Here is a 24,111-nt window from a genome sequence, read left to right on the forward strand (position 1 = left end):
GCGGAGTTTCAGTTGTGGACTCGGCCGGCGGATTACGCTTCGCTCATCCGCCCTACGGCTTATATTCGATTTTCGAGGACGCACACCGTGTCATACGCAGAACGAGCGACCGCGCAGCTCGAAGCCATCCGCGCCAAACTCATTCCGCTGGATGACTATCGCAAGCTCCTGAATGGCGACGAACTGGTGTCGGACTGGGTCGTGGTCGATCAGTCCATGATCAACACCTTTGCCGACGCCACGCATGACCATCAGTTCATCCATGTTGATCCCGACCGCGCGAAAGAGACGCCGTTCGGCGGCACCATCGCGCATGGCTTTCTGACGCTGTCGCTGCTTTCGACGCTGGCCTTTGACGCGATGCCGGGCGTGCAGCGATCGCGCATGGGCGTCAATTACGGTTTCGATCGCGTGCGCTTCAACAGCGCGGTGAAAGCCGGCGCGCGCGTGCGTGGCAAATTTCGGCTGGTGGGTTTGACCGAACGCGCCGTGTCGATCCAGTCGGCCTGGGACTCCGTGGTCGAGGTCGAAGGCATCAAGAAGCCGGCGCTTGAAGCGCACTGGATCACGGTGGCGATGATCGATCCGAACGCGGAGTAGAATTCGACCTGTAGGATGGGTTGAGCGGAGGCGCGACGCGCCGGAGCGATAACCCATCAGCCAACCGTGCGGCAAACTCCGCTGATGGGTTTTCGCTTCGCTCAACCCATCCTACAAAACGAGCATCTACAGTCTCGCGGCGCTTGCGCGTCCGAGGTGTGAGCATTTCTCCCCTCAAAGACATGAGGGGAGGTGGCACGCCGCAAGGCGCACTTTTGTGGACTAAACGCTGCTCCTGCCTGCTGGATCGCCAGCAAACCTGAGAAGCGCAACGCCTTACGGCGCGCCACCGCGACGTTTTTTCAGTCGAAGGACCGTTCTTCCGGGTACTGGGCACTCCACAATGGGAGTCATCCGACGGATTTCTCCGCCTTCGCCCGCACCACGTCCAGCCGCGCTAGCGGCAGGGCCCCGTAGTGGGCCCGGACGGTGACCCTCGACCACCCGAGTGCTGGGGGATACGTCCTCCCCCGGCCCGCAGGCGCCGCATCCATGTTCCGCTCAATGACGCCTCATGAAGCGCCCCTCACCGAACAAGACGGGAGGGAGTATGGCGACGATGGGAATTTTGTCAAGAACGAAATAGGAACATTTTCGCGCGAGCGGCGATCTTTCTTCTCCCTCCCCCAAGCGGCGCAGCGGGGAGGGTGGCGCGGCGACGAGCGAAGCGAGGAGACGTGACGGGTGGGGTGTTTCCACAAGCGCGACGTCACGTGGGGCGCCCCACCCGGCGCTACGCGCCACCCTCCCCGCTGCGCCGCTTCGCGGCTTGAGGGAGGGATGCCATGGGCGTCGGCGCGTCGATGCTCAAACAAAAGCGGCCGGGTTTTCACCCGGCCGCTTCAAACTCATTCCATCCCACCCCGGCTCACGCCTGGCTGGCGATTTCCTTGCCCAGGGCCGCCTGCGCCGCAGCGAGACGGGCGATGGGCACGCGGTAGGGCGAGCACGACACGTAGTCCAGGCCGATCTGATGGCAGAACGCCACCGAGGCCGGATCGCCACCATGCTCACCGCAGATGCCGACCTTGATGTTCGGACGCGTCTTGCGGCCGCGGGCAACGCCGATCTTCACGAGTTCACCCACACCGCTGCGGTCCACCGACACGAACGGGTCGATCTCCAGAATACCCTTGGCGATATAGGTGCCGAGGAAGCTCGCCGCGTCGTCGCGGCTGATGCCGAACGTCGTCTGGGTGAGATCGTTGGTGCCGAAGGAGAAGAACTCCGCGGTCTCGGCGATCTCGCCGGCCAGCAGGCAGGCGCGCGGCAGCTCGATCATGGTGCCGACGGTGTAGTTGAGCTTGCCGCCGGTTTCCTTCGTAACGGCTTCAGCGGTCGCATCGATGCGGGCCTTGGTGAGGTCGAACTCCACCTTGCTGACGATCAGCGGCACCATCACTTCCAGCGCCACGGCATCGCCGGTGCGCTTGGCAGCTTCGATGGCCGCCTCGAACAGCGCGCGGGCCTGCATCTCGGCGATTTCCGGATAGGCGATAGCCAGACGCACGCCGCGGAAGCCGAGCATCGGGTTGAATTCCGACAGTTCGCGCGCGCGATCGGCGAGCTTGCGCGGATCGGCGTTCATGACGCGCGCCACTTCCTCGATCTCGCCCTGGGTGTGCGGCAGGAATTCGTGCAGCGGCGGATCGAGCAGACGGATGGTGACCGGCAGGCCATGCATGATCTCGAACAGCTCGACGAAATCGGCGCGCTGCATCGGCAGCAGTTTGGCGAGCGCGGCACGACGGGCCTGCTCGTCTTCCGCCAGAATCATCTCGCGCACGGTGCGGATGCGGGTTTCTTCGAAGAACATGTGCTCGGTGCGGCACAGGCCGATGCCTTCGGCGCCGTACTTGATGGCGGTGCGCGCATCTTCCGGCGTGTCGCCGTTGACGCGGACCTTGAGCTTGCGGACCTTGTCGGCCCAGCCCATCAGGGTTGCGAATTCGCCCGACAGTTCCGGCTCGATCATCGGCATGCGGCCGGCCAGCACCTGGCCGGTGGAGCCGTCGATGGTGATGATGTCACCGGTCTTGAAGACGCGGCCGCCGATGGTCATGGTGCCGCGGCCGTAATCGACGCGGATGGCGCCGGTGCCGGAGACGCAGGGCTTGCCCATGCCGCGCGCGACCACCGCCGCATGCGAGGTCATGCCGCCGCGGGTGGTGAGAATGCCTTCCGAGGCGTGCATGCCGTGAATGTCTTCCGGCGACGTCTCGATGCGAACCAGAATGACCTTCTTGCCATCGGCCTGCAGCTTGGCGGCTTCATCGGACGAGAACACGATCTCGCCCGAGGCGGCGCCCGGCGAGGCCGGCAGACCGGTGGCGATCACGTCGCGTTCGGCCGAGGGATCGATGGTCGGGTGCAGCAGCTGGTCGAGCGAGGCCGGATCGATGCGGGTGACCGCGTCCTTCTGCGAGATCACGCCTTCATTGGCGAGTTCGACCGCGATGCGGATCGAGGCCTTGGCGGTGCGCTTGCCGTTGCGGGTCTGCAGCATCCAGAGCTTGTTCTGCTCGACCGTGAATTCGAGATCCTGCATGTCACGGTAGTGCTTCTCGAGCTGCTTGTAGATGCGGGTCAGCTCCTTGAAGGCTTCCGGCATCGCCGATTCCATCGACGCCTTGTCGGAGCCGCTCTCGATGCGGGCTTCCTCGGTGATGTCCTGCGGCGTGCGGATGCCGGCAACGACGTCCTCGCCCTGGGCATTGATCAGGAATTCGCCGTACAGCTTGCTCTCGCCGGTGGACGGGTTGCGCGTGAAGGCGACGCCGGTGGCCGAGGTGTCGCCCATATTGCCGAACACCATGGCCTGCACGTTGACGGCGGTGCCCCAGCTCTCCGGAATGTCATGCAGACGGCGATAGGTGATGGCGCGCTGGTTCATCCAGGAGGAGAACACGGCGCCGATGGCGCCCCATAGCTGGGCATGCGGATCCTGCGGGAAATCGCTGCCAGTCTCGCGGGCGACGGCTTCCTTGTACTTGCCGACCAGGTGCACCCAGTCGTCACCGTCGAGATCGGTGTCGAGCGAATAGCCCTTGTTGTCCTTGTAGGTGTCGAGGATTTCCTCGAAGTGATGGTGATCGAAGCCGAGCACCACGTCGGAATACATGGTGATGAAGCGGCGATAGCTGTCATAGGCGAAACGCTTGTCGCCGGAGAGTTCGGCCAGCGCTTCGACAGTGACGTCGTTGAGGCCGAGATTGAGGACGGTGTCCATCATGCCCGGCATCGAGGCGCGGGCGCCCGAGCGGACCGAGACCAGCAGCGGGTTCTTGTTATCGCCAAAGGTCTTCTTGGTGATCTTGCCGACGGTCTCCAGCGCCTTCTCGACCTGCGCCTTCAACTCTTTCGGGTAGGTGTTCTTGTTGTCGTAGTAATAGGTGCAGACTGAGGTCGGGATGGTGAAGCCCGGAGGCACCGGCAGGCCGAGATTCGCCATTTCCGCGAGGTTCGCGCCCTTGCCGCCGAGCAGGTTGCGCATCTCCGACTTGCCCTCGGACTTGCCGCCGCCGAAGGAATAGACCCACTTGCCGGCCTTGCCGAGATCGGACGCCGGCTTGGCGACGACCTTCTTGGCAATCGCCTTGGCCGGTGCCTTGCTTGCGGAAGCCTTGGCCACAACCGCTTTCTTCGCCACCGGCGCCTTCGCGACCACCTTGTTGGCAACGGCCTTCCTGGCGGCGGGCTTGGCAACCTTGGCCGGCGCCTTCGATTTCGCGGGCGCCTTCAATGCCTTGCGGGCGGCGGGCGCAGCCTTGACGGCAGCTTTGGACTTCGCGGCTTGCTTGGCAGCCTGCTTGACAGCCTTCTTGGACTTGGATGCGGTTTTGGCCATGGTTCTCAATCGATCCGGCGAGAGGATGGAGACGGGAAGGAACCGCCTTACACCACGTTTAGGCGATGTGGTGCAAGCGACGGCGCCGGTAGCTTGTTACGGAATTGCGTGGCGTAAATTAGCCGATCTTCAGCAGCTTGAAGACGCCGAGGCCGACCAGGCCGATGAAGATGAGATAAATCGCGACGATGAAGTTGAGCAGGCGCGGCATCAGCAGAATCAGGACACCAGCGATGAGTGCGACAATCGGCTGGATGTGAGCTGCCGTGATGGTCATGGGGGGATCTCCGGGTGCTGTGATGCGATTCGGCGCCCTGCGCGCCGCGGGGGAGTAGCAGCATAAAGACGCGCCGGGCATCAATGGGTTCCCGGTTGCATCGCTGCAATGCATCAAAAACCGGCGCCATGTCCCCAAAAATTCCGGAACGATCGCTGGCGGCGGGCATTGGCCGACCGTGGGAATTCAAACGATGGCTGGACATCTCGTCGGCGAAGCAAGCCGGACATTGGCTATGAAGGAGACGACAATGCGTAAGACACTGATTGCAGCAGCCGCCCTCATGGGCACGATGGCAATGCCACTTGCGGCACAGGCCCAGGGCGTGACGGTCGGCGTCGCCGGTGGTGACCGTGTGATCGTCGACCAGAACGACCCCGATGGCATCACGGTGCAGGAGCGACCGGCGTTCCGCGAATATGTGGTGCGTGAACGCGTGCCGACCTTCACGGTGGACGAGCGCGTCGTGGTGGGCTCGACCCTGCCGGAAGCCGGCGTGACCTATTACGACGTGCCGCAATCAGTGGCGACCACGCCCTATCGCTACACGGTGGTGAACGGACAGACCGTGCTGGTCGAGCCACGATCGCGCCGCATCGTGCAGGTGATCGACTAAGATAGTTGAGTGCGAAATTCGTTCGGGCGCTTTCCGATGAGCGACCGGACGAAGAAGCCCCGCCCCGGTGTCCCCTGCCGGGCGGGGCTTTTCTTTTGGGCGCCCACATTCCGTGCCCTCATGGTGAGGAGGCGCGCAGCGCCGTCTCGAACCATGAGATGCACAGCTCCGTCGCCATCCTTCGAGACGCCGCTGCGCGGCTCCTCAGGATGAGGGAAGAGTGTGTTGGAAGCGGCTTAGCCCTTCAGCATCGACAGAATATTATTCGTCGATTTATACGCGGCCACCGCATTGTCGCGGAAGGCCGGCGTCCAGTTCGACGCCGTGCGCTCCTCCGCGCTCATGCCGGAATACACATTGAGAATGCCGAGGCTGAGCTGCGCGGGATCGCCGCTTTTCTGGCTCGCCTGCAGCGCGTCGAGGATGCTCGCGCGGTTACGCGCATCGAGCGTCTGCTTGGCGGCAAAGCTCTCTTCTTGCGAGAACAGGCCATCCTGATTGAGCGACATCGCCGACAGCGAGCGATTGTCGATGGCGGAGAGATCGGCCATCTGCCCGGTTTTTCGCGCGGCGTCGTAGACCAGTTCGCCCTTGCCGCTGTCCTTCGCGGCCTTGGCCTGCGCATCGAGCGCGGCGCGCACCGCTTTCGCGACATCGCCGATGCTCTTCACCGACTGCGCATCATCGGGCTGCGCGAGAAAAGTGGCGACGGGATCATTGGCGATGCCCGACGGCGCCTTGTCCGGTGTCTGGGTCGTCGCCTGCACGCCCTTGGCAACGGCATCGCGCTGTGCGGCCCAGAGCGCGGTGGCTTTTTCTTCGGGACTGGCTGCGTCGAGATAATCCGCTGCGGCCTTGTAGAGGCCGGCGAAATTGCCTGTCAGTTTGGTGGTGCCGGCAGCCGGCGCGAGTGCGGCGTTGAGGCGGCTGGTGAGCTCGGCGCTCGCGGCCTTCTGCTCGTCGGCGGTGAAGCCGCCGCCATTGTTGGTGGAGACCGCAAACAGTGCGCGACGATCGAGCGAGGCGAGATCGACGGTGAGCTTGCCGCTCGCATCATACGGGCCCTTGACCTTGGCCGCGGTGTAGAGCCCGTCCAGTGCCGTGCGGGTATCCGCGATCACGGTGGCGATGCTCTTGGTGTCGCCGGATGCCGCAAGCTGCGCGCGGGCTGCATCCGAGAGCGTCAGGTTGGTCGCGGCAGATGACGATGACGACGCGCTCTCATTGGCGTTCAGCGCATTGGCCAGGGAGGGCGCGGCCGTGGCCGCAGCACGGGCATAGGCCGAACCGTAATTCGCGTAAGGATTGAGACCGGTATTGACCGACGTCATGCGCAGGCGCGCTCCATGGCACGGTTAACAAACCGTTGATGGGAGCGGACTTTTTCAGGGGATGGTTAAGGGAAGGTTAATGTTGCTGGAGGTGTCGGGATATTTCCGAGTGTTGTCCAGTCATTCCGGGGCGCGCGGAACGCGCGAACCCGGAATCTCGGTGTGTTCAACGCATCTATCGAGCGAGTAAGGAGATGCGATGAACACGCCGAGATCCCGGGCTCCGTCCCGTCGCCTTTGGCGCCGGTCCGTCCCCGGGATGACGATCGGGGCGCGCGAGCGCCCCGATCGTCAATCCTGGATCTTCGAGAAATCCGCCACCGCACGCGTGGCGGCACGGATCTCGCCCAGCAGCTTCAGACGATTTTCGCGCACCGCCGCGTCGTCGTCATTGACCTTCACTTTGTCGAAGAACGCATCCACCGCCGGGCGCAGTTTTGCCATCGCCGCCATGGCGCCGGCAAAGTCTTCCTTGGCCACCGCAGCGCTCGCTTCCGGACCGACCTCGGCGATCGCCTTGGCCAGCGCCTTTTCCTCGTCGAGCTTGAACAGCGACGCATGCGGCGCGCCGTCAAAGCTGCGCTTGTCCTTCTTCTCCTCGATGGTGAGGATGTTGTTGGCGCGCTTGGTGCCGGCAAGCAGGTTCTTGCCGTCATCGCTGTCGAGGAACTTGCCGAGCGCCTCGACGCGGCGGACCACCATCAACAAATCGTCCTGACCACCAAGCGCAAACACCGCATCGACGAGATCGTGACGCGCGCCTTGGTCACGGAGCTGGACTTTGAGGCGATCGGCGAAGAAGGCGAGGAGATCGGATGGGACCTTCTGCGTATCGGCAAAGGTCTTGCCGGCGCTGGTCGCGAGCAGACCATCGACGCCAGACTGCGAAGCCTTGGTCATCGAGAGGCGGAGATTGTTCTCCAGCACGAGGCGGATTACGCCGAGCGCTGCGCGGCGCAACGCGAACGGATCCTTCGAACCGGTCGGCTTCTCATCCATCGCCCAGAAACTGGCGAGCGTATCGAGCTTGTCGGCAAGGCCCACCGCAACGCTGATGGGATCGTTGGGCACGCTATCGCCCTGCCCCTGCGGCTTCCAGTGCTCTTCGCTCGCAGCCGCGACAGCCGCATCTTCGCCATGCGCCAGTGCGTAGTACTTACCCATCAAACCTTGCAGCTCAGGGAATTCGCCGACCACCTCGGTCAGCAAGTCCGCCTTGGCAAGCTGTGCGGCACGCTTGGTCTTCGCCGCATCGGCGCCAACCAACGGCGCGAGTTCGCCGGCCAAACGTTCGATACGCTTGATGCGCGCCGCCTGTGTACCCAGCTTCTCGTGAAACACGATCTGATCGAATTTCGGCAGCCGGGCTTCCAGCTTCGTCTTCAGATCGGTCTCGTAGAAGAACTTCGCATCACTCAGCCGCGCGCGGATGACGCGCTCGTTGCCGGCGATGATGGCGGCGCCGCCATCACTCGCTTCGATATTCGCGGTGAGGATGAACTTGTTGGTGAGCTTGCCCGTGTTGGGATCGCGCACCACAAAGCACTTCTGGTTGGCGCGGATGGTGGCGCGGATCACCTCATCCGGGATCGACAGGAAGTCCGCATCGAACGAGCCCATCAGCACCACGGGCCATTCGACCAGGCCGGAGACTTCATCGAGCAGCGCGGGATCCTCGACCAGCTCATAGCCCTGCGCAAAAGTCAGCTGGCGGGCATCCGCAAGGATGATCTCCTTGCGGCGCTCGGGATCGAGCACGACCTTGGCCTGCTGCAGCTTGGCGACGTAATCGTCGAAGCGGCGTACCTCGAACGCATCGGGCGCGAGGAAGCGATGACCGCGTGTGGTCTGGCCGACGCTGACACCGGGGAGATCAAATTTCACGACTTCCGGCTCTTCAGTCTCGATGCCGAAGGTGGCGATGATGGAATGCAGCGGACGCACCCAGGTCAGCGCGCTCGACTTCACCGATGCCTCGCCCCAGCGCATCTGCTTCGGCCACGGGAAGGTGCGGATCACCATCGGCAGGATCTCGGCCAGCACATCCACCGCCGGCTTGCCGGGCTTCTCGGTGAGCGCGATGTAGAAATCGCCCTTGGGATCGCGCTGGATTTTTGCTTCGTCGAGCGAATTGAGGCCGGTCGCCTTCAGGAAGCCGGCAATCGCGGCTTCGGCGCCGCCGACGCGTGGGCCCTTGCGCTCCTGCTTGAGATCGGGCTGGCGCGCCGGAATGCCATGCACGGTGAGCGCAAGACGGCGCGGCGTCGCAAACGCTTTGGCCCCTTCATAGACGAGGCCGGCATCGACCAGCTTGTCGGTGACGATGCGGCGCAGGTCTTCCGCAGCCTTCGCCTGCATGCGGGCGGGGATTTCTTCGGAGAACAGTTCGAGGAGAAGATCGGGCATCAGGCTGCGCTTCCGGCTTCGGTGTGCACCCATGCTTCGCCGCAGGCTTTGGCCAGTTCGCGGACGCGCATGATGTAGCTCTGGCGTTCGGTGACCGAGATCACGCCGCGCGCATCGAGCAGATTGAAAACATGGCTGGCCTTGATGCACTGGTCATAGGCCGGCAGCGCCATCAGATGTTCTTCGCGCTTGTCGCCCTTCCAGCCTGCATCGAGATATTTCTTGCAGGCGGCTTCGGCCATCTTGAACTGCTCGAACAGCATCGCCGTATCGGCGTGTTCGAAATTGTGCCGTGAATATTCCTGCTCGGCCTGCAGGAAGACATCGCCATAGGTCACCTTCTCGGCGCCATCTCGGCCGTTGAAGTTGAGATCATAGACGCGGTCGACGCCCTGCACATACATCGCGAGGCGTTCGAGGCCGTAGGTCAGTTCGCCCGCGACAGGGGCGCATTCGACGCCGGCGACCTGCTGGAAGTAGGTGAACTGCGAGACTTCCATGCCGTCGCACCAGCACTCCCAGCCGAGGCCCCAGGCGCCCAATGTCGGGCTTTCCCAGTCGTCCTCGACGAAGCGGACGTCATGCAGCGCGGTGTCGATGCCGATGGCTTTCAGCGACTGCAGATAGAGGTCCTGCAGGTTGGCCGGCGACGGCTTCATGATCACCTGGAACTGGTAGTAATGCTGCAGCCGGTTCGGGTTCTCGCCATAGCGGCCATCCTTCGGCCGGCGCGATGGCTGCACATAGGCGGCTTTCCAGGGCTTGGGGCCGAGGGCGCGCAACGTGGTGGCGGGATGGAAGGTGCCGGCACCCATCTCCATGTCATAGGGCTGCAGGATCACGCAGCCCTGCTCGGCCCAGAACCGCTGCAGAGCGAGAATGAAACCCTGGAACGAGCGTTCCGGGCGCATATGCGGAGGCAGGGAGTCCGTCATGGTCTTGGATATATCCGGGCCGGTTTTTCGGGATGTCGCGGTCAGATTCGCCCCAGAGTTTCAGGGCGGATCGAAGCGCGCGGACCGTATCCACGCAGGCCTGTGGAATCAAGGCGATACGCCGCAGGGCGGAACGAAAGCGGGCCACAGCGCGTTGATGTGCCGAACCCCAAGAGAACTTCCAAGAATGCAGCCGGCCATGAGGATATGCCCATCCTCGGCCGGCTTTTTCTTGTTTTCTGACCTCTCCCCACCGGGGAGAGGTCGACCGGCGCAGCCGGGCGGGTGAGGGGGAGCCGCGGGCGGCAGAGTTTGTGGAAGCCCCCTCACCCGCGCGCGAACAGCGCGCGACCTCTCCCCGGTGGGGAGAGGTAACGGAGAGGCCAGCGTTTTTATCCAGGCCGATAGGCGCCGGTGGCGGGATCGCGGCGGAGGGTCTTGGCTTCGGGCGTGGTGGTCTCGGCCATGCGGGCCTGACGGGCCGCATCCAGCTCCTGATTGACGCGCTTCACGGTGCGATAGGCCCAGCGAACCACGGCAGCGCTTCCGAGCGCACCCGCAATGGCGACCAGCGGCGGCATTTTAACATCCTTGCTCATGACGAGCCCCCTTCCCCGCAATCTCGCTCAACTGCTGGCGCGGAACAATGGCGATTTGCGGGACGAACGACCCTCTCCCACACGCAACCCTCATCCTGAGCGCGCCACATACTCACCCCTCATCCTGAGGAGCCGCGACTTGTCCGCCGAAGCTCGCAGAGCGAAGGCGGAAGCGGCGTCTCGAAGGATGGCCGCTAGCGCCGGCGCCAGGCCAGCTCATGGTTCGAGACGCGCGCCAAGAGGCGCGCTCCTCACCATGAGGGGCGGAGCGGAGGCTCGGCAACCATCAAAACCCGTAGCGCGACCATAGTGCGCGGGTTTCCAGCGTGGTAACGATCTGGTCGGGCAGATCAGCGAGTGCACCGAGTTCCAGCTGCGCGCCGCTGGAGGATTTGCGGCCGAACAGGTTCGACAACATCCCGGTAGGCTGCGCGATGACTGGCGTCTTCACCTCGTCGCCATAGCGGGCGCGAAGCACCGAGCGGAGATCGCCGATGGCATCGACGAGGCCGAATGCGACGGACTTCTCGCCGGCCCAATAGGCGCCCGTGAACAGCTCGTCCTCCGGCCCCTTCAACCGGGCGCCGCGGCTCTCTTTCACAAGGCCAATGAAAATCGCATGGATCTCGCGCTGGAGCGATTTCAGCCGCGCGACGTCGTCGGGATTTTCCGGCAGGAACGGATCCAGCGTCGCCTTGTGTTCGCCGGCCGTATAGAGCCGGCGCTCGACGCCGATCTTCTTGATCAGTTCCTGAAAACCGAACGTGCCGCCGACCACGCCGATGGAGCCGACGATGGAGGACGGATCGACGAAGATCTCGTCGCCGGCGCAGGCAATCATGTAGCCCCCGGAGGCTGCGACATCCTCGACGAAGACGAACACCGGAAGCTTCTTCTCGGCGGCGAGCTGGCGGATGCGCAGATAAATTTGCCGTGATTGAACAGGCGAGCCACCGGGCGAATTCACCACCAATGCGACGGCTTTCGCGTTCTTCGTCGCGAAGGCTTTATCCAGCAGTTTTCCCACGCCCGCGAGCGACATACCCGGCCGCAGCGGCGTCACAGCGCCGATGGTGCCGGACAAGCGGACCACCGGAACGACCGATGTCGCGCGACGGAAACGCGCAGGCAGCAGCCTTGCAATCGCCGCTTTCAAACTGGATTCGCTCATAGAAGGTTACCTCGACATTAACCGTACATTATCACGCGCGTGTCATTGAACCCGCAGAGAGTTTCAGCGTTTGCAAACCATAATTGTCAAACGCGCGTTGGGAGTGAACATGAAGATCTATCTGCTGATGCTGATCATCGGCACGCTGCTCACGGCGATCCATCTGACGTCCGCGCCGCAGAAGCGTTCCGAAACAGCTCCTCAATAACAAGCATTGGCGCATCGCTCATAGCGATGCCCATGGAAGTGCCGCATGCCCCGCCAGGATTTGCTGGATATGGGCATCGGGCGCGCCTTTCGCATCCCGTAGCGCAATGCCGGGGTGAATTGCCGCAGGCGCCCTCCCCCCTTTCACCGCACGCACCAGAATCCGGATGGCCGGCGCCGTTGTATCGCCGTGCACCGGCATCAGCGCGAGCGAGCCGAAGCCGCGATGGAGTGCTGTAAGCACGTCAGCGACCCCGTCAGCGCGCCAGATCATCGTCAGCACACCATTCGATTTCAGCACGCGACGCGCGGCGTGGACCCAGGTCGCGAGCGTCTCGTCTGTCGCAACATGCGCGATCTCGCGGGTCTTGTTCGGCGAGGCGCGGTGGCGTGCGGGATCGTTGAAGGGCGGATTCATCAGAATGACGTCGGCGCTGTCCGCAGACAGGCCCGCGGCCGCGAAGGTTTCGGCATTGGATGCGAGATCGAGCGTGATCACATCGGCCGCCACGCCATTGGCCTCGGCATTGTGGCGCGCGAGATCGGCAAAATCCGGATTGATTTCGATCAAGGCGAGCGAGAGGCCGGCCACGCGTCTCGCGACAGCCAGACCAGCCGTGCCAACACCCGCGCCGAAATCCACCACACGCTGGCCCGGCCGCGCCGATGTCGCGGCGGCCAGCAGGATCGCATCGTGACCCGCGCGATGACCGGAGGCCGGCTGCCGCAGCAGCAACTGGCCGCCCAGCACGTGATCATCGGTGGTCGCCGGCATTACTTCTCCTCGGCGCGCAACTCATGCGCGAGCCCGGCTTCGGTCAGCAGGGTCCGCGCTTCCCGCGCATCGTCCTCATGCACGAGAATCCGTCGTGGAATGACGCCCAATGAGCCTTCCAGAATGCTCATATTCTGGTCGAGCACGAGGTGATGGATATTGGCGCCATCGAGCAGCGCGCCCACCGCCGAGACCAGCACCACGTCATTCGTCCGCATGATTTCGCGCAATTGACCACCATTCCCTGTTCACGGCTGGTATATCTGGATTTGATCCAGGTTCCCTAGCCCTTGCCGCGCCCCTGCGCAGTTCCTATTCTGCGGACATATTGTCTAACCGGCCCAGTCTGCGCATGAATTTACATGATTTTCGCGCCAATTCGGCCTATCAGGGCGTGCGCGCCGGCCGGCCACGGCCTGTCGCGCCAAGATTCTGCAATTCGGAGACTACAGCGTGGCGGTGATTGTTCCTTTCGAGAGTCACGCAACAGCGTCGATCGATCAGCTTGTCAGCCTCGTGTCTGCTGACATGGAGCGCGTGAACGCGACCATCCTGTCGCGCACCGGCTCCGACGTCACCATGATTCCGGAAGTGGCCAACCACCTGATCTCCTCGGGCGGCAAGCGCCTGCGCCCCATGCTGACGCTGGCGATGGCCAATCTCACCGGCTACACCGGCGACGGCCATATCAAGCTCGCTGCCGCCGTCGAATTCATGCACACGGCAACGCTGCTGCATGACGACGTGGTCGATCAGAGCGAACTCCGCCGTGGCAAGCTCTCCGCCCGCATGCTGTGGGGCAATGAGGCCTCGGTGCTGGTCGGCGACTTCCTGCTCGGCCAGGCGTTTCGCATGATGGTCGAAGTCGGCTCGCTGCGCGCGCTGGACATTCTGTCATCGGCCGCTGCAACGATTGCCGAAGGCGAAGTGATGCAGCTCGCCGCCGCCAAGAATACCGCCACCACCGAAGACGAATATCTCGCGGTGATCCGCGGCAAGACGGCCGAACTGTTCGCCGCGGCCTGCGAAGTCGGCCCGGTGATCGCCAACCGTCCGAAGGCGGAGCAGACCGCCTGCCGTTCGGTCGGCATGAATCTCGGCATCGCGTTCCAGCTCGTGGACGACGTGCTGGATTACGGCGGCAAGGCCGCCAAGCTCGGCAAGAATGTCGGCGACGATTTCCGCGAGGGCAAGATCACGCTGCCGGTGGTGCTGGCGTTCCGCCGCGGCAACGATGCCGAGCGCGAATTCTGGATCAAGTCGCTGGAGCGCGGCGAGATCGGTGACGGCGACCTCGATCACGCCATCGGATTGATGACCAAGCACCGTGCGCTGGAAGACACGATCAGCCGCGCGCATCATTATGGTGCGATGGCGGTGGATGCGCTGGCGCTGTTCCCGTCGTCGCCGATGAAGACGGCGCTGGAGCAGGTGGTGGCGTTCTGTCTGGCACGGACGCATTAAGCCAGACACATTGAAAGCCACGCACTCCGCCCTCATGGTGAGGAGCGCGCCAACGGCGCGCGTCTCGAACCATGAATGGGGAGCCTGCGGCCATCCTTCGAGACGCCGCTGTGCGGCTCCTCAGGATGAGGACGGAGTGTGTGGCGGAGTTTAAATCCGCGCCACCAACTCCCTGATCAACACCGTGATCCGTCCCTCCGGCTTCTCCAGCTCCGCCATGATCGAGAAATGATCGGCGCCCGGAATCTCCTCATAGCTCACCGGCAATCCATGCTGCACGCGGTGCACCGCGAGGTCCGCCGTCTGCTGGCGCAAGATCGGGAGCTCCGCGCCGCCCACCACCAGTGCCAGCGGCTTGTCCGGGCCGGCGCCCTGCAGCAGCGGTGACTGCCGCTTCGACATCGCTTCATCGAGCTTGAGCTTTTCGTTGAGATACGACGCGCGGATCGGCTCGAGATCGTAGATGCCGGAGATCGCCACCCCGCCTTTCACCTTCGGATGCGACAGCGTGGTCGCGGTCATGTGGCCACCGGCCGACCAGCCCGTGACCACGATGCGATCGGCATCGATGCCGAGCTTTCCAGCCTGATCGACCAGCGCATCCACGCCCGCTTTGATCTCGGCGACGATCTCGTCCAGCGTCGCATCCGGCGCCAGCGTGTAGCCGATCGCGGCGACATTGATACCGTGGGCGATCGGCCCCGCTGCGAAGCAGGTGAAAAAATCCTTCGAGCGCATCTGCCAGTAGCCGCCATGGATCAGCAGCAGCACCGGGCCACCTTCCGTCACCTTGATGAGATCGATCCTGTTGCGCTCGCGCGGGCCATAAGCGAGGTCGAGATGCGCGGGATATTTCGCCTTCATGGCGTCGGAGCGCTGGCCCCAGCCATTGGCGATCTCGGCGCTCCCCACGACAGCCACGCTGTTGTTGAGGCCGGCATCGAGCTGTTCGCGCGACATCGCGCGCCAGTTGGAATCGCCGAAGGGATTACTCATGGTTGTTGTCCTTAGCTGCATCTCAGTATTGTGCGGCGCGCGGCCGCTCGCGAGTCCCAATTATGCAAGAAATAGGCTAGACCGCCACGCGCCGGACGAACATGCTGCATCTGCTTTTTCTGCATCACACTTTCTGCATCATCCCTGGAGACGTGCGTGGCCTCTCATCAAGACCTCATCAAAGCAACGGCCTGCGCCGTCGTCGATCAACTCAATAACGGCACAGTCACGCCGCTCGATGTGCTCGATGCACTGGAATCGCGCATCAAGGAGGTCGATGGCCAGGTCAATGCCCTGCCGATCCTGTGCTTCGATCGCGCCCGTGACCACGCCAGGGAATTGATGAAGAAGCCGCTCGGCGAGCGCGGCATCCTCGCCGGCCTCCCGGTGCCGATCAAGGATCTCACCTCCGTCGCCGGCGTGCGCACCACCCAGGGATCGACGATCTTCAAGGATGTGGTGCCCACCAAATCGAATGTCCTTGTCGAGCGCCTCGAAGAAAATGGCGGCGTGGTCTATGCGAAATCCAACACGCCGGAATTCGGCGCCGGTGCCAACACCTTCAACGAGGTGTTCGGCGCGACGCTGAATCCGTGGGACCTGTCGAAGTCGGCGGCCGGCTCGTCCGGTGGTGCGGCTGCAGCGCTTGCCAGCGGCACGGCCTGGATCGCGCACGGCTCCGACATGGGCGGCTCGCTGCGCAACCCCGCCAGCTTCTGCGGCATTGTCGGCCTGCGCCCGAGCCCTGGCCGCGTCGCTTCAACGCCGAGTATCGCGCTGGCGCGCATGGTGAGCGTGCAGGGTCCGATGGCACGCACCGTGGAAGACCTGGCATTGATGCTCGACGCCATGAGCGGGGAACATCCCGCCGATCTGATCTCGCTGCCCAAATTGCCGACCTCGTTCCGCTCCGCCGTGCGCGGTGGTACCAAACCGAAGCGGATCGCCTACTCGCCCGATCTCGGCATCACGCCCGTCGATCCGGAAGTCGCAGCCCTCACCCGCAAGGCGGCGGAGCGTTTTGCGGAAGCCGGCGTCATCGTCGAGGAAGCGCATCCCGACCTGCGCGAAGCGCACGAGTGCTTCCATGTGCTGCGCGCCTATGATTTTGCGATCTCGAAACTCGGCCTGCTGCGCGACCATCGCGACAAGCTGAAGCCGGAAGTGATCTGGAATATCGAGGAAGGCCTGAAGCTCAAGGTCGAGGATCTCGCCAAGGCGGAAACGCAGCGCGTCACGCTCGCGGCCCGCGCCTATGACTTCTTCCAGACATACGACCTGCTGCTCTGCCCGGCGACCATCACGCCGCCCTTCCCGATCGAGCAGCGCTATCTCGCCGAATGCAACGGCACCAAGTTCGACAACTATGTGCAGTGGCTGGGTATCGTCTATGCGATCACCCTGACCTGCTGCCCGGCGCTGTCGCTGCCTTGCGGCTTCACTTCAACGGGGCTGCCTGTCGGCCTGCAGATCGTCGGCCCGCCGCGCGGCGAAGCCTCGCTGCTCGCCGGTGCACGGGTGCTGGAGGATATTCTCGGCCTGCAGGGCTCCACGCCGATCGATCCGCGTCCGGCGAGGTAAAACCGGGCCCCGTAGGGCGGATGAGCGAAGCGTCATCCGCCGCGGAGTTTCAGCAATAACTTCGGCCGGCGGATGACGCCTTCGGCTCATCCGCCCTACGGCCCTACCGCCTCAAATACCGCCATCTCTCTCCATACTTTCGTCTAAGCCACATTGTCGCAGCTAACGGCTAATCATGCATTGTAGCAGCCGGAACGATCCCGCTGCCTGACAGAACGCCCCATGCCAGCAGCAATGCATTTGGCGGCATTGGCTTTTGCGGCCTCCCGTGGCAACGGGGCATTTCATTTCACGGAATACGAGGGCTTTACGTGGCTGACTCTTTCGCACCGCCGGCCGACGGCAAACTTCATTTCGACGACGCCAAGAAACGCATCAAGGCCATCTTCATCGGCTCGATGGGCAATCTGGTCGAATGGTACGACTTCTACGCCTACACCGCCTTCGCGCTGTATTTCGCACCGGCCTTCTTCCCCTCCAATGATCCGGTCGTCCAGCAGCTCAATGCGGCCGTGCTGTTCGCCGCCACCTTCCTGATGCGCCCGCTCGGCGGCTGGCTGTTCGGCTTCCTCGCCGACCGTTACGGACGTCGCCTGTCGCTCACCGTCTCCGTGCTGTTCATGTGCTTCGGCTCCTTGATCATCGCGCTGTGCCCGACCTATGCGACCATCGGCTTTGCCGCCCCCGTCGTGCTCGCGCTCGCCCGCATCATCCAGGGCCTCAGCCTCGGCGGCGAATACGGCGCCTCCGCCACTTACCTCTCGGAAGTCGCCGATCCCAAGCATCGCGGTTTCTATTCGAGCTTCCAGTATGTGACGCTGATCGGCGGCCAGCTCACCGCCATCATCGTGCTCCTGCTGCTGCAGAAGGTGTTCCTCACCGAGCAGGAGCTGAAGGACTGGGGCTGGCGCATTCCGTTCTTCATCGGCGCCAGCCTGGCTATCTTCGCCGCCGTGATGCGGCGCGACCTGCACGAAACCGAGCAGTTCACGGAAGCCAAGAAGCAGTCGAAGCCGATGGGCTCGATGGCTGGCCTTTTGAAGTATCCGCGCGAATTGCTGCTGGTTGTCGGCCTCACCGCCGGCGGCACCGCGGCCTTCTACACCTTCACCACCTATATGCAGACCTTCGTGAAGCTCTCGGTCGGCCTCACGGCGGACCAGACCACCACGGTGATCTTCGGCACGCTGATCTTCGCCTGCATCCTGCAGCCGATCTATGGCGCGCTCTCGGATCGTTTCGGCCGCAAGCCGCTGCTGATCTTCTTCGGCATCGCCGGCACGCTCTGCACGGTGCCCATCCTGACCACGCTGCAGACCACCAAGTCGCCTTTCGTCGCCTTCCTGCTGATCTGCGGCGCCTGGGTGTTCGTGGCAGGCTACACCTCGATCAATGCCGTGGTGAAGGCCGAGCTGTTCCCGACCAATATCCGCGCCATGGGCGTCGGCGTGCCCTATGCGCTGACGGTCTCGATCTTCGGCGGTACGGCACCTGCCGTGGCGCTGTATTTCAAGCAGTCGGGCCACGAGCAATATTTCTACTATTATCTCTCGGGCATCATCTTCCTGTCGCTGATCATCTACGCCACGATGCGCGACACCAAGCACAACTCGGCGATGCACCGTCACGAGTGACAGTCACAGCCTAACCAAGGAGCGTCAGCATGGATGAAGACAACACACCTTCGGAATCCAAGCTGACGCAAACCAAACAACGCTGGGCGCGCGAGGGCCGGTTTCTCACCGGCCGGCATGCGCGCCCGGAGACCGACCGGCTTCCACCCGGCCAGCACCTGACCCAGGACTGGCCGGTGCTGGATCTGGGCATCACGCCCAATATTTCCCGCGAGCGCTGGCGCCTCGATGTCTATGGTGCCGTCGAGACGCCGCTGTTCTGGGATTTTGCGCAATTTGCTGCGCAACCGCAGTCCACATTCATCTCCGACATTCACTGCGTCACCACCTGGTCGCGCTACGACAATCAGTGGGAAGGGCTTTCGACACGCGCATTGCTCGACGCATGCCAGCCGAAGCCCGATGCGCGCTTCGTATCGCTGGAATCCTACGACGGCTACACGACCAATCTCTCGCTGGAGGATTTCGCCTCCGACGACGCGCTGCTGGCGCATTCGTGGCAGGGCACGCCGATCGAGCGCGACCATGGCGGCCCCGTGCGGGTGATCGTGCCGCATCTGTATTTCTGGAAGAGCGCCAAATGGCTGCAACGCATCGAATTCCGCAGCGATGACAAACCGGGCTATTGGGAAGTCCGCGGCTATCACAATCGCGGCGATCCGTGGGACGAGCAGCGCTATTCGGAGGATTGAACCTTCTCCCCGCGTGCAGCAGGGGAAGAGCAGGTTGCCGAAGTAGCCTGCGACCATCCTTTGAGACGCGGCCAAACGGCCGCTCCTCAGGATGAGGGCAGAGTATGTCGCTGTAGAAGACCCTCATGGTGAGGAGCCCGCGAAGCGGGCGTCTCGAACCATGCAGGCCGACCACTATCCTCATCGCTCAAACGGCATAAGCGATCGTCTTGCCGCTCGCAGCGCGCATCGGTTCCCGTTGCTAACGCAATGTCCGACAATGTGAATCCCGGCCGTTAACCTTTCTTAAAGATGTCGCTCGCGGCCTGCGCCGTGCGTGGTAAATCTCTTGCGAGCCGAAGGAATCAGTTTCACGCCGACGCAGATTCGCGCCGGTGTCCTGCCCGCAGATTGTTTGGGAATTTCATGAGCGAACGCCTGTCGTACCAGCCTACCCGCGCTCCCCTCCCCGATCAGGAGCAGAAGCAGGCGGCGCTCAGCTATCTCAACGAGGCATGGGCCGAAGCGCGCCACGACGGCGTGGATGGCGACTGCCTGGCGCAGGCCAGCCTGTTCGCGGCCTTTGCCGAGCTGGTCGGGACCTATGGCGAGGATGCGGTGGCGAAGTTCGTCGAGGGCCTGCCGACGCGCGTGCGCAATGGCGAATTTTCGCTGACGCTGGCAAGGCAGTAGGTCTATCTCCCAACTGTCGTCGCCCGGCTTGACCGGGCGATCCAGTACACTCCACCGATCGCGCTTCTACACTCTTACATCGTTTACTGGATCACCCGCTCCAGGCGCGCAATTGCGCGCCAGGGCGGGTGATGACAGTTTGAGCGTGCCTTACTGCTTCAACGTCTCCAGAAACTTCACCGTCTCGCCCTGTGATGGCGTGACGAGTTCGCCCTGCCACATCACCTGCCTGCCGCGCACGAAGGTGCCGACCGGCCAGCCCTTCACGGTCACGCCGTCATAGGGCGTCCAGCCCGCTTTCGAGGCCACCCATTTGTTGGTGATGGTCTCGCTGCGCTTGAGATCGACAATGGTGAAATCGGCGTCGTAGCCCGCCGCGATACGGCCCTTCATCGCCATATTGTAGAGCCGCGCCGGGCCGGCGCTGGTGAGATCGACGAAACGCTGCAGCGACAGCCGGCCGGCATTCACATGATCCAGCATCAGCGGCACCAGCGTCTGCACGCCGGTCATGCCGGATGGCGAGGCCGGATAGACCTTCTGCTTCTCTTCCAGAGTATGCGGCGCGTGGTCGGAGCCGAGCACGTCGATGATGCCCTGCTCGATGCCCTTCCAGATGCCGGCGCGGTGGCTGGCATCGCGCACCGGCGGATTCATCTGCGCCAGCGTGCCGAGCCGCTCGTAGCAGTCCGGCGCCGTCAGCGTGAGATGATGCGGCGTCGCTTCGCAGGAAGCGACGTCCTTGTGATCCCGGAGATAGTCGATCTCTTCCTTGGTCGAGATATGCAGCACATGGATGCGCTTGCCGGTCTCGCGGGCGAGATTGACCAGACGCTGGGTCGCCATCAGCGCCGCGGTCTCGTCGCGCCACACCGGATGCGAGCGGGCATCGCCCTCGATGCGCAGGCCCTTGCGCTCGTTAAGGCGATATTCGTCCTCGGCATGGAAGGCGGCGCGGCGCTTGATGACCTGGAAGATCTTGCGCAGGCTGTCGTCATCCTCGACCAGCAGTGCACCGGTGGAGGAGCCGATGAAAACCTTCACGCCAGCACAGCCGGGGGCACGCTCCAGCTCGGGCAGATCCTGCACATTCTCGCGCGTGCCGCCGATGAAGAACGCATAGTCGCAATGCATGCGGTGATGGCCGCGTTTCACCTTGTCGGTGAACGTGGCCTCGTCGATGGTGAGAGGGTTGGTGTTCGGCATTTCGAACACGGCGGTGACGCCGCCCATCACGGCGCTGCGCGAGCCGGTTTCGAGATCTTCCTTCTGCTCCAGGCCGGGCTCGCGAAAATGCACCTGGGTGTCCATCACGCCGGGCAGGATGTGCAGGCCCTTGCAGTCGATGGTCTTGCCCGCCTGTTCCGGCCCGAACGTGCCGAGCGCCGCGATGCGGCCGTCGCGGATGCCGATGTCGCGCTGGCCCTCGCCATCCTGATTGACGACGGTGCCGTTCTTCAGAATCGTATCGAAAGTCTCGCTCATACCGGTCTCGCTTGCAGCTTGTGGATGCCTGCGCGCATGGCGCAGGCCTTGTTACCGGCATCTTAGCGGCTTAACTTTGGCGATGAAATCCGTCCGCCGCGATTCCTGAATTTTTTCGAGATTTTCCGTATGAAAGCAGCATTTCTCCCCGATCGGGGTGTGGTGAAGATCGCCGGCGACGACGCCCGCGCTTTTCTCAACAACCTCATCACCTCGGATATCGACGACCTCGCGCCCGGCCGCGCGCGGTTCGGCGCGCTGCTGACGCCACAGGGCAAGATCGTGGCGGATTTTCTGGTGACGGAAGCACCTGCCGGCCATGGTGGCGGCCTCCTGATCGATTGCCCGCGCGAACTGGCCAAGCCGCTCGCCACCAAGCTCGGCTTCTACAAGCTGCGCGCCAAGGTGACGGTGGAGAATCTCTCCGACGGGCTCGGCGTGCTGGCGGTCTGGGACGGCGAGCCAATGATGAAGCCGGATCTGACCTTCGCCGATCCGCGCAATGCGGCGCTGGGCTACCGCATTCTCGTGCCGGCCGATCTCGCCGAGAAGACCGCTTCGGTGCTCGGCGCGGAGCTTGTCGATGAGCCGGCCTATGAGGCGCATCGCATTGCCTGCGGCGTGCCGCGCGGCGGTATCGATTTCGCCTATGGCGATGCATTCCCGCATGAGACCAATATGGACCGCATGGCCGGAGTCGATTTCGACAAGGGCTGCTATATCGGCCAGGAGGTGGTGTCGCGCATGCAGCATCGCGGCACCGCGCGCACGCGCATCGTGCCGGTGACGCTCGATGGCACGACACCTGTGGCAGGCACGGAGATCCGCGCCGCCGACAAGCCGGTCGGCACCATGGGCTCTTCAGCCGGCCACAGCGGTCTCGCGCTGCTTCGCATCGACCGCGCGACTGATGCGTTCGACGCCGGCGCAGCCCTGATCGCTGGCGACATCACCATCCATCTGGCCGATCCCGAAGCCGCCCGCGCCTTCATTGCCAAGAAACACGCATGAGCAAGCCAGCGATCACCCATGCCGACGGCAAGACGCGCTGCCCGTGGCCGGGCGAATATCCATTCTATGTCGCCTATCACGACACCGAATGGGGCGTACCGGACTATGACGACCGCGCGCTGTTCGAGAAGCTGATCCTCGACGGCTTCCAGGCCGGCCTGTCGTGGATCACCATCCTGCGCAAGCGCGACAATTTCCGAAAGGCGTTCGACGATTTCCAGCCGGAAAAGATCGTGCGCTACAGCGAGAAGAAAGTGCATGCGCTGATGAACGATGCCGGCATCGTGCGCAATCGCGCGAAGATCGAGGGCACGATCCTGTCCGCCAAGGGCTATCTGAAGATCATGGAGGAAGGCCCCGGCTTCTCGAAATTCCTCTGGGACTTCGTCGATGGCAAGCCGATCGTGAACAATTTCAAGACGCATGGCAGCGTGCCGGCTTCGACGCCGCTGTCGATCAAGATCTCGAAGGAGTTGCAGTCGCGCAATTTCAAATTCGTCGGACCGACCATTGTCTATGCCTTCATGCAGGCGACCGGCATGGTCAATGACCACCTCACCTCCTGCTATTGCCATGCGCTGTGCAGCAAGAAGAAAAAGCCGCTGCGGCTGAAGGCGACCTGATGGCGAAAGCGATCGTGACCGGCGGCACACCGCGTGCCTGGCAACGCATGCTATCGGGGCGCAGACTCGACCTGCTCGATCCCTCGCCGCTCGATATCGAACTGGCTGATATCGCCCATGGCCTTGCGCGCATGGCGCGCTGGAACGGGCAGACGCGCGGCCCCCATATCTTTTCGGTGGCACAGCATTCACTGCTGGTCGAGGCGATCATGCGCGAGCAGGCGCCGCGTGTTGACGATCAATTCGGGCTCGCGGCATTGCTGCATGATTCCCCGGAATATGTGATCGGCGACATGATCTCGCCGTTCAAGGCGGTGATCGGCGATGCCTACAAGGTGGTGGAGCATCGCCTGCTGGCTGCGATCCATATCCATTTCGGCCTGCCGGCCACGCTCGATCCGAAAATGACGAAAGCGATCAAGAACGCGGATATGGGTGCGGCCTATCTGGAAGCCACGCGGCTTGCAGGCTTTGCCGAGACGGAGGCGAAGCGGCTGTTCGGCAAGGATCCGTGTCTGGATCTCGAGGTGGAGGCGGATTACCTGACCCCATGGTCGGCCAGCAAGGCCGAGAAGCGGTTCCTTGCGCGGTTCGAAGCACTGATAGCGGGATGACATGCAGCGCCTGAGCGCGGTAGAAAGACCATCATGATCTATGTCTGCTCCCTCGCCGACCTGCATCCCACCGTCAAAACGACGGGCGCCAGCCATGTGCTGACCATCATGGCCAATGTTGCGCAAGTGGTGCGGCCGGAGACGGTGATCGAGGCCAATCACCTGCGTGTGCAGGTGGACGATATCACCGAGAGCATGGACGGGTTTGTCGCGCCGAACGAGGGCCATGTCACGCAAGTGATGGATTTCGTGCGCGGCTGGGATCGCACCTCGCCGCTGGTGATCCATTGCTATGCGGGCATCTCGCGCTCCACCGCCAGCGCCTTCACAGCGGCCTGCATGCTCAACCCCGATCGCGACGAGCACGAAATCGCGCAGCGCATCCGCGCAGCATCCCCCATCGCATCGCCGAACCGGCTGATCGTATCACTCGCCGACAAGGCGCTCGGCCGCAATGGCCGCATGGTCCGTGCGCTCGACGATATGGGCCCGGGCAGCCTGATGGTGGCCGGCAAGCCGTTTCGCCTCGATCTGGATTGATGCGCCAGGGTTCACGCGATGTGAACCATTACGAC

The 24,111-nt window shown here is 63.3% G+C and carries 22 protein-coding genes; 11 read left to right on the top strand and 11 right to left on the bottom strand.

Annotated features, from left to right (window positions below):
• Positions 1–87 precede the first annotated feature (87 nt).
• Positions 88–600, top strand: a complete 513-nt coding sequence (locus AC1RQ5_RS26320) for a MaoC family dehydratase (protein ID WP_493202905.1) — start codon at positions 88–90, stop codon at positions 598–600.
• Between the two features lie 868 nt (positions 601–1,468).
• On the opposite strand, the gene ppdK is transcribed toward AC1RQ5_RS26320, so the two are convergent.
• Together ppdK and AC1RQ5_RS26330 are read right to left on the bottom strand one after the other, a co-directional pair.
• Entirely contained in the window at positions 1,469–4,447 is a 2,979-nt protein-coding gene (ppdK, locus tag AC1RQ5_RS26325) for a pyruvate, phosphate dikinase (RefSeq protein WP_493202907.1), read from the bottom strand.
• 118 nt (positions 4,448–4,565) lie between these two features.
• A complete protein-coding gene (locus tag AC1RQ5_RS26330; protein WP_398484371.1) occupies positions 4,566–4,724 on the bottom strand; it encodes a DUF3096 domain-containing protein in 159 nt (52 codons plus the stop codon).
• A 250-nt stretch (positions 4,725–4,974) separates the two neighbouring features.
• Here AC1RQ5_RS26330 and AC1RQ5_RS26335 point away from each other — a divergent pair, with 250 nt between their 5' ends.
• Entirely contained in the window at positions 4,975–5,340 is a 366-nt protein-coding gene (locus AC1RQ5_RS26335; RefSeq protein ID WP_398484373.1) for a DUF1236 domain-containing protein, read from the top strand.
• A 236-nt stretch (positions 5,341–5,576) separates the two neighbouring features.
• On the opposite strand, the gene AC1RQ5_RS26340 is transcribed toward AC1RQ5_RS26335, so the two are convergent.
• The 7 genes from AC1RQ5_RS26340 to AC1RQ5_RS26370 form a co-directional block, all read right to left on the bottom strand.
• The gene (locus AC1RQ5_RS26340; protein ID WP_493202910.1) at positions 5,577–6,671 is read right to left on the bottom strand and encodes a hypothetical protein; all 1,095 of its coding nucleotides are present in this window, start codon (positions 6,669–6,671) and stop codon (positions 5,577–5,579) included.
• A gap of 291 nt (positions 6,672–6,962) precedes the next feature.
• The gene (gene glyS / locus AC1RQ5_RS26345; RefSeq protein WP_493202912.1) at positions 6,963–9,077 is read right to left on the bottom strand and encodes a glycine--tRNA ligase subunit beta; all 2,115 of its coding nucleotides are present in this window, start codon (positions 9,075–9,077) and stop codon (positions 6,963–6,965) included.
• On the bottom strand, positions 9,077–10,012 hold the full coding sequence (locus AC1RQ5_RS26350) for a glycine--tRNA ligase subunit alpha (RefSeq protein ID WP_493202914.1): 936 nt from the start codon (positions 10,010–10,012) through the stop codon (positions 9,077–9,079). The genes glyS and AC1RQ5_RS26350 overlap by 1 nt, the downstream gene beginning before the upstream one ends.
• Before the next feature lie 392 nt (positions 10,013–10,404).
• Complete coding sequence (locus tag AC1RQ5_RS26355; protein ID WP_398480738.1) at positions 10,405–10,593, bottom strand: hypothetical protein; 189 nt, start codon at positions 10,591–10,593, stop codon at positions 10,405–10,407.
• Between the two features lie 304 nt (positions 10,594–10,897).
• Complete coding sequence (locus AC1RQ5_RS26360; RefSeq protein WP_398480732.1) at positions 10,898–11,782, bottom strand: S49 family peptidase; 885 nt, start codon at positions 11,780–11,782, stop codon at positions 10,898–10,900.
• Positions 11,783–12,008: 226 nt separating this feature from the next.
• A complete protein-coding gene (locus AC1RQ5_RS26365; protein WP_493202916.1) occupies positions 12,009–12,764 on the bottom strand; it encodes a tRNA1(Val) (adenine(37)-N6)-methyltransferase in 756 nt (251 codons plus the stop codon).
• A complete protein-coding gene (locus tag AC1RQ5_RS26370; protein ID WP_398480728.1) occupies positions 12,764–12,994 on the bottom strand; it encodes a putative signal transducing protein in 231 nt (76 codons plus the stop codon). Before AC1RQ5_RS26370 ends, AC1RQ5_RS26365 begins: the two co-directional genes overlap by 1 nt.
• A gap of 223 nt (positions 12,995–13,217) precedes the next feature.
• On the opposite strand from AC1RQ5_RS26370, the gene AC1RQ5_RS26375 reads away from it, so the two are divergent.
• Positions 13,218–14,228 (top strand): polyprenyl synthetase family protein, encoded by a 1,011-nt coding sequence (locus AC1RQ5_RS26375; RefSeq protein ID WP_398480726.1) that lies wholly within the window; start codon positions 13,218–13,220, stop codon positions 14,226–14,228.
• Between the two features lie 150 nt (positions 14,229–14,378).
• Here AC1RQ5_RS26375 and AC1RQ5_RS26380 read toward each other — a convergent pair whose 3' ends face one another.
• Complete coding sequence (locus tag AC1RQ5_RS26380) at positions 14,379–15,224, bottom strand: alpha/beta hydrolase (RefSeq protein ID WP_493202919.1); 846 nt, start codon at positions 15,222–15,224, stop codon at positions 14,379–14,381.
• A gap of 156 nt (positions 15,225–15,380) precedes the next feature.
• On the opposite strand from AC1RQ5_RS26380, the gene AC1RQ5_RS26385 reads away from it, so the two are divergent.
• The 4 genes from AC1RQ5_RS26385 (at position 15,381) to AC1RQ5_RS26400 (ending at position 19,803) form a co-directional block, all read left to right on the top strand.
• Complete coding sequence (locus AC1RQ5_RS26385; RefSeq protein WP_493202921.1) at positions 15,381–16,805, top strand: amidase; 1,425 nt, start codon at positions 15,381–15,383, stop codon at positions 16,803–16,805.
• 398 nt (positions 16,806–17,203) lie between these two features.
• Complete coding sequence (locus AC1RQ5_RS26390; RefSeq protein ID WP_398480736.1) at positions 17,204–18,439, top strand: MFS transporter; 1,236 nt, start codon at positions 17,204–17,206, stop codon at positions 18,437–18,439.
• 29 nt (positions 18,440–18,468) lie between these two features.
• Entirely contained in the window at positions 18,469–19,131 is a 663-nt protein-coding gene (locus tag AC1RQ5_RS26395) for a sulfite oxidase-like oxidoreductase (RefSeq protein ID WP_493202922.1), read from the top strand.
• Positions 19,132–19,536: 405 nt separating this feature from the next.
• Positions 19,537–19,803, top strand: a complete 267-nt coding sequence (locus AC1RQ5_RS26400) for a hypothetical protein (RefSeq protein WP_398466673.1) — start codon at positions 19,537–19,539, stop codon at positions 19,801–19,803.
• A 150-nt stretch (positions 19,804–19,953) separates the two neighbouring features.
• Here AC1RQ5_RS26400 and AC1RQ5_RS26405 read toward each other — a convergent pair whose 3' ends face one another.
• Positions 19,954–21,288: a dihydroorotase gene (locus tag AC1RQ5_RS26405; protein ID WP_493202924.1), complete on the bottom strand. Its 1,335-nt coding sequence runs from the start codon at positions 21,286–21,288 to the stop codon at positions 19,954–19,956.
• Between the two features lie 129 nt (positions 21,289–21,417).
• On the opposite strand from AC1RQ5_RS26405, the gene ygfZ reads away from it, so the two are divergent.
• From ygfZ to AC1RQ5_RS26425, 4 genes are read left to right on the top strand one after another with little or no spacing between them, the layout of a single operon-like run.
• Positions 21,418–22,299: a CAF17-like 4Fe-4S cluster assembly/insertion protein YgfZ gene (gene ygfZ / locus AC1RQ5_RS26410; RefSeq protein ID WP_493202926.1), complete on the top strand. Its 882-nt coding sequence runs from the start codon at positions 21,418–21,420 to the stop codon at positions 22,297–22,299.
• A complete protein-coding gene (locus tag AC1RQ5_RS26415) occupies positions 22,296–22,922 on the top strand; it encodes a DNA-3-methyladenine glycosylase I (protein ID WP_493202928.1) in 627 nt (208 codons plus the stop codon). Before ygfZ ends, AC1RQ5_RS26415 begins: the two co-directional genes overlap by 4 nt.
• Entirely contained in the window at positions 22,922–23,536 is a 615-nt protein-coding gene (locus AC1RQ5_RS26420; RefSeq protein WP_493202930.1) for a YfbR-like 5'-deoxynucleotidase, read from the top strand. Before AC1RQ5_RS26415 ends, AC1RQ5_RS26420 begins: the two co-directional genes overlap by 1 nt.
• A gap of 33 nt (positions 23,537–23,569) precedes the next feature.
• The gene (locus AC1RQ5_RS26425) at positions 23,570–24,076 is read left to right on the top strand and encodes a tyrosine phosphatase family protein (protein WP_493202932.1); all 507 of its coding nucleotides are present in this window, start codon (positions 23,570–23,572) and stop codon (positions 24,074–24,076) included.
• Positions 24,077–24,111 lie beyond the last annotated feature (35 nt).

It is taken from the genome of Tardiphaga sp. GW821-FHT12E02, assembly GCF_058807155.1.

Coding starts and splice junctions, on each gene's coding strand:
- AC1RQ5_RS26340 (WP_493202910.1), bottom strand. CDS start 6,671: ATGACGTCGGTCAATACCGGTCTCAATCCTTACGCGAATTACGGTTCG.
- AC1RQ5_RS26365 (WP_493202916.1), bottom strand. CDS start 12,764: ATGCCGGCGACCACCGATGATCACGTGCTGGGCGGCCAGTTGCTGCTG.
- AC1RQ5_RS26330 (WP_398484371.1), bottom strand. CDS start 4,724: ATGACCATCACGGCAGCTCACATCCAGCCGATTGTCGCACTCATCGCT.
- AC1RQ5_RS26395 (WP_493202922.1), top strand. CDS start 18,469: ATGGATGAAGACAACACACCTTCGGAATCCAAGCTGACGCAAACCAAA.
- AC1RQ5_RS26350 (WP_493202914.1), bottom strand. CDS start 10,012: ATGACGGACTCCCTGCCTCCGCATATGCGCCCGGAACGCTCGTTCCAG.
- AC1RQ5_RS26415 (WP_493202928.1), top strand. CDS start 22,296: ATGAGCAAGCCAGCGATCACCCATGCCGACGGCAAGACGCGCTGCCCG.
- AC1RQ5_RS26390 (WP_398480736.1), top strand. CDS start 17,204: ATGGGCAATCTGGTCGAATGGTACGACTTCTACGCCTACACCGCCTTC.
- AC1RQ5_RS26355 (WP_398480738.1), bottom strand. CDS start 10,593: ATGCCGCCGCTGGTCGCCATTGCGGGTGCGCTCGGAAGCGCTGCCGTG.
- AC1RQ5_RS26380 (WP_493202919.1), bottom strand. CDS start 15,224: ATGAGTAATCCCTTCGGCGATTCCAACTGGCGCGCGATGTCGCGCGAA.
- ygfZ (WP_493202926.1), top strand. CDS start 21,418: ATGAAAGCAGCATTTCTCCCCGATCGGGGTGTGGTGAAGATCGCCGGC.
- ppdK (WP_493202907.1), bottom strand. CDS start 4,447: ATGGCCAAAACCGCATCCAAGTCCAAGAAGGCTGTCAAGCAGGCTGCC.
- AC1RQ5_RS26335 (WP_398484373.1), top strand. CDS start 4,975: ATGCGTAAGACACTGATTGCAGCAGCCGCCCTCATGGGCACGATGGCA.
- AC1RQ5_RS26425 (WP_493202932.1), top strand. CDS start 23,570: ATGATCTATGTCTGCTCCCTCGCCGACCTGCATCCCACCGTCAAAACG.
- AC1RQ5_RS26420 (WP_493202930.1), top strand. CDS start 22,922: ATGGCGAAAGCGATCGTGACCGGCGGCACACCGCGTGCCTGGCAACGC.
- AC1RQ5_RS26405 (WP_493202924.1), bottom strand. CDS start 21,288: ATGAGCGAGACTTTCGATACGATTCTGAAGAACGGCACCGTCGTCAAT.
- glyS (WP_493202912.1), bottom strand. CDS start 9,077: ATGCCCGATCTTCTCCTCGAACTGTTCTCCGAAGAAATCCCCGCCCGC.
- AC1RQ5_RS26360 (WP_398480732.1), bottom strand. CDS start 11,782: ATGAGCGAATCCAGTTTGAAAGCGGCGATTGCAAGGCTGCTGCCTGCG.
- AC1RQ5_RS26400 (WP_398466673.1), top strand. CDS start 19,537: ATGAGCGAACGCCTGTCGTACCAGCCTACCCGCGCTCCCCTCCCCGAT.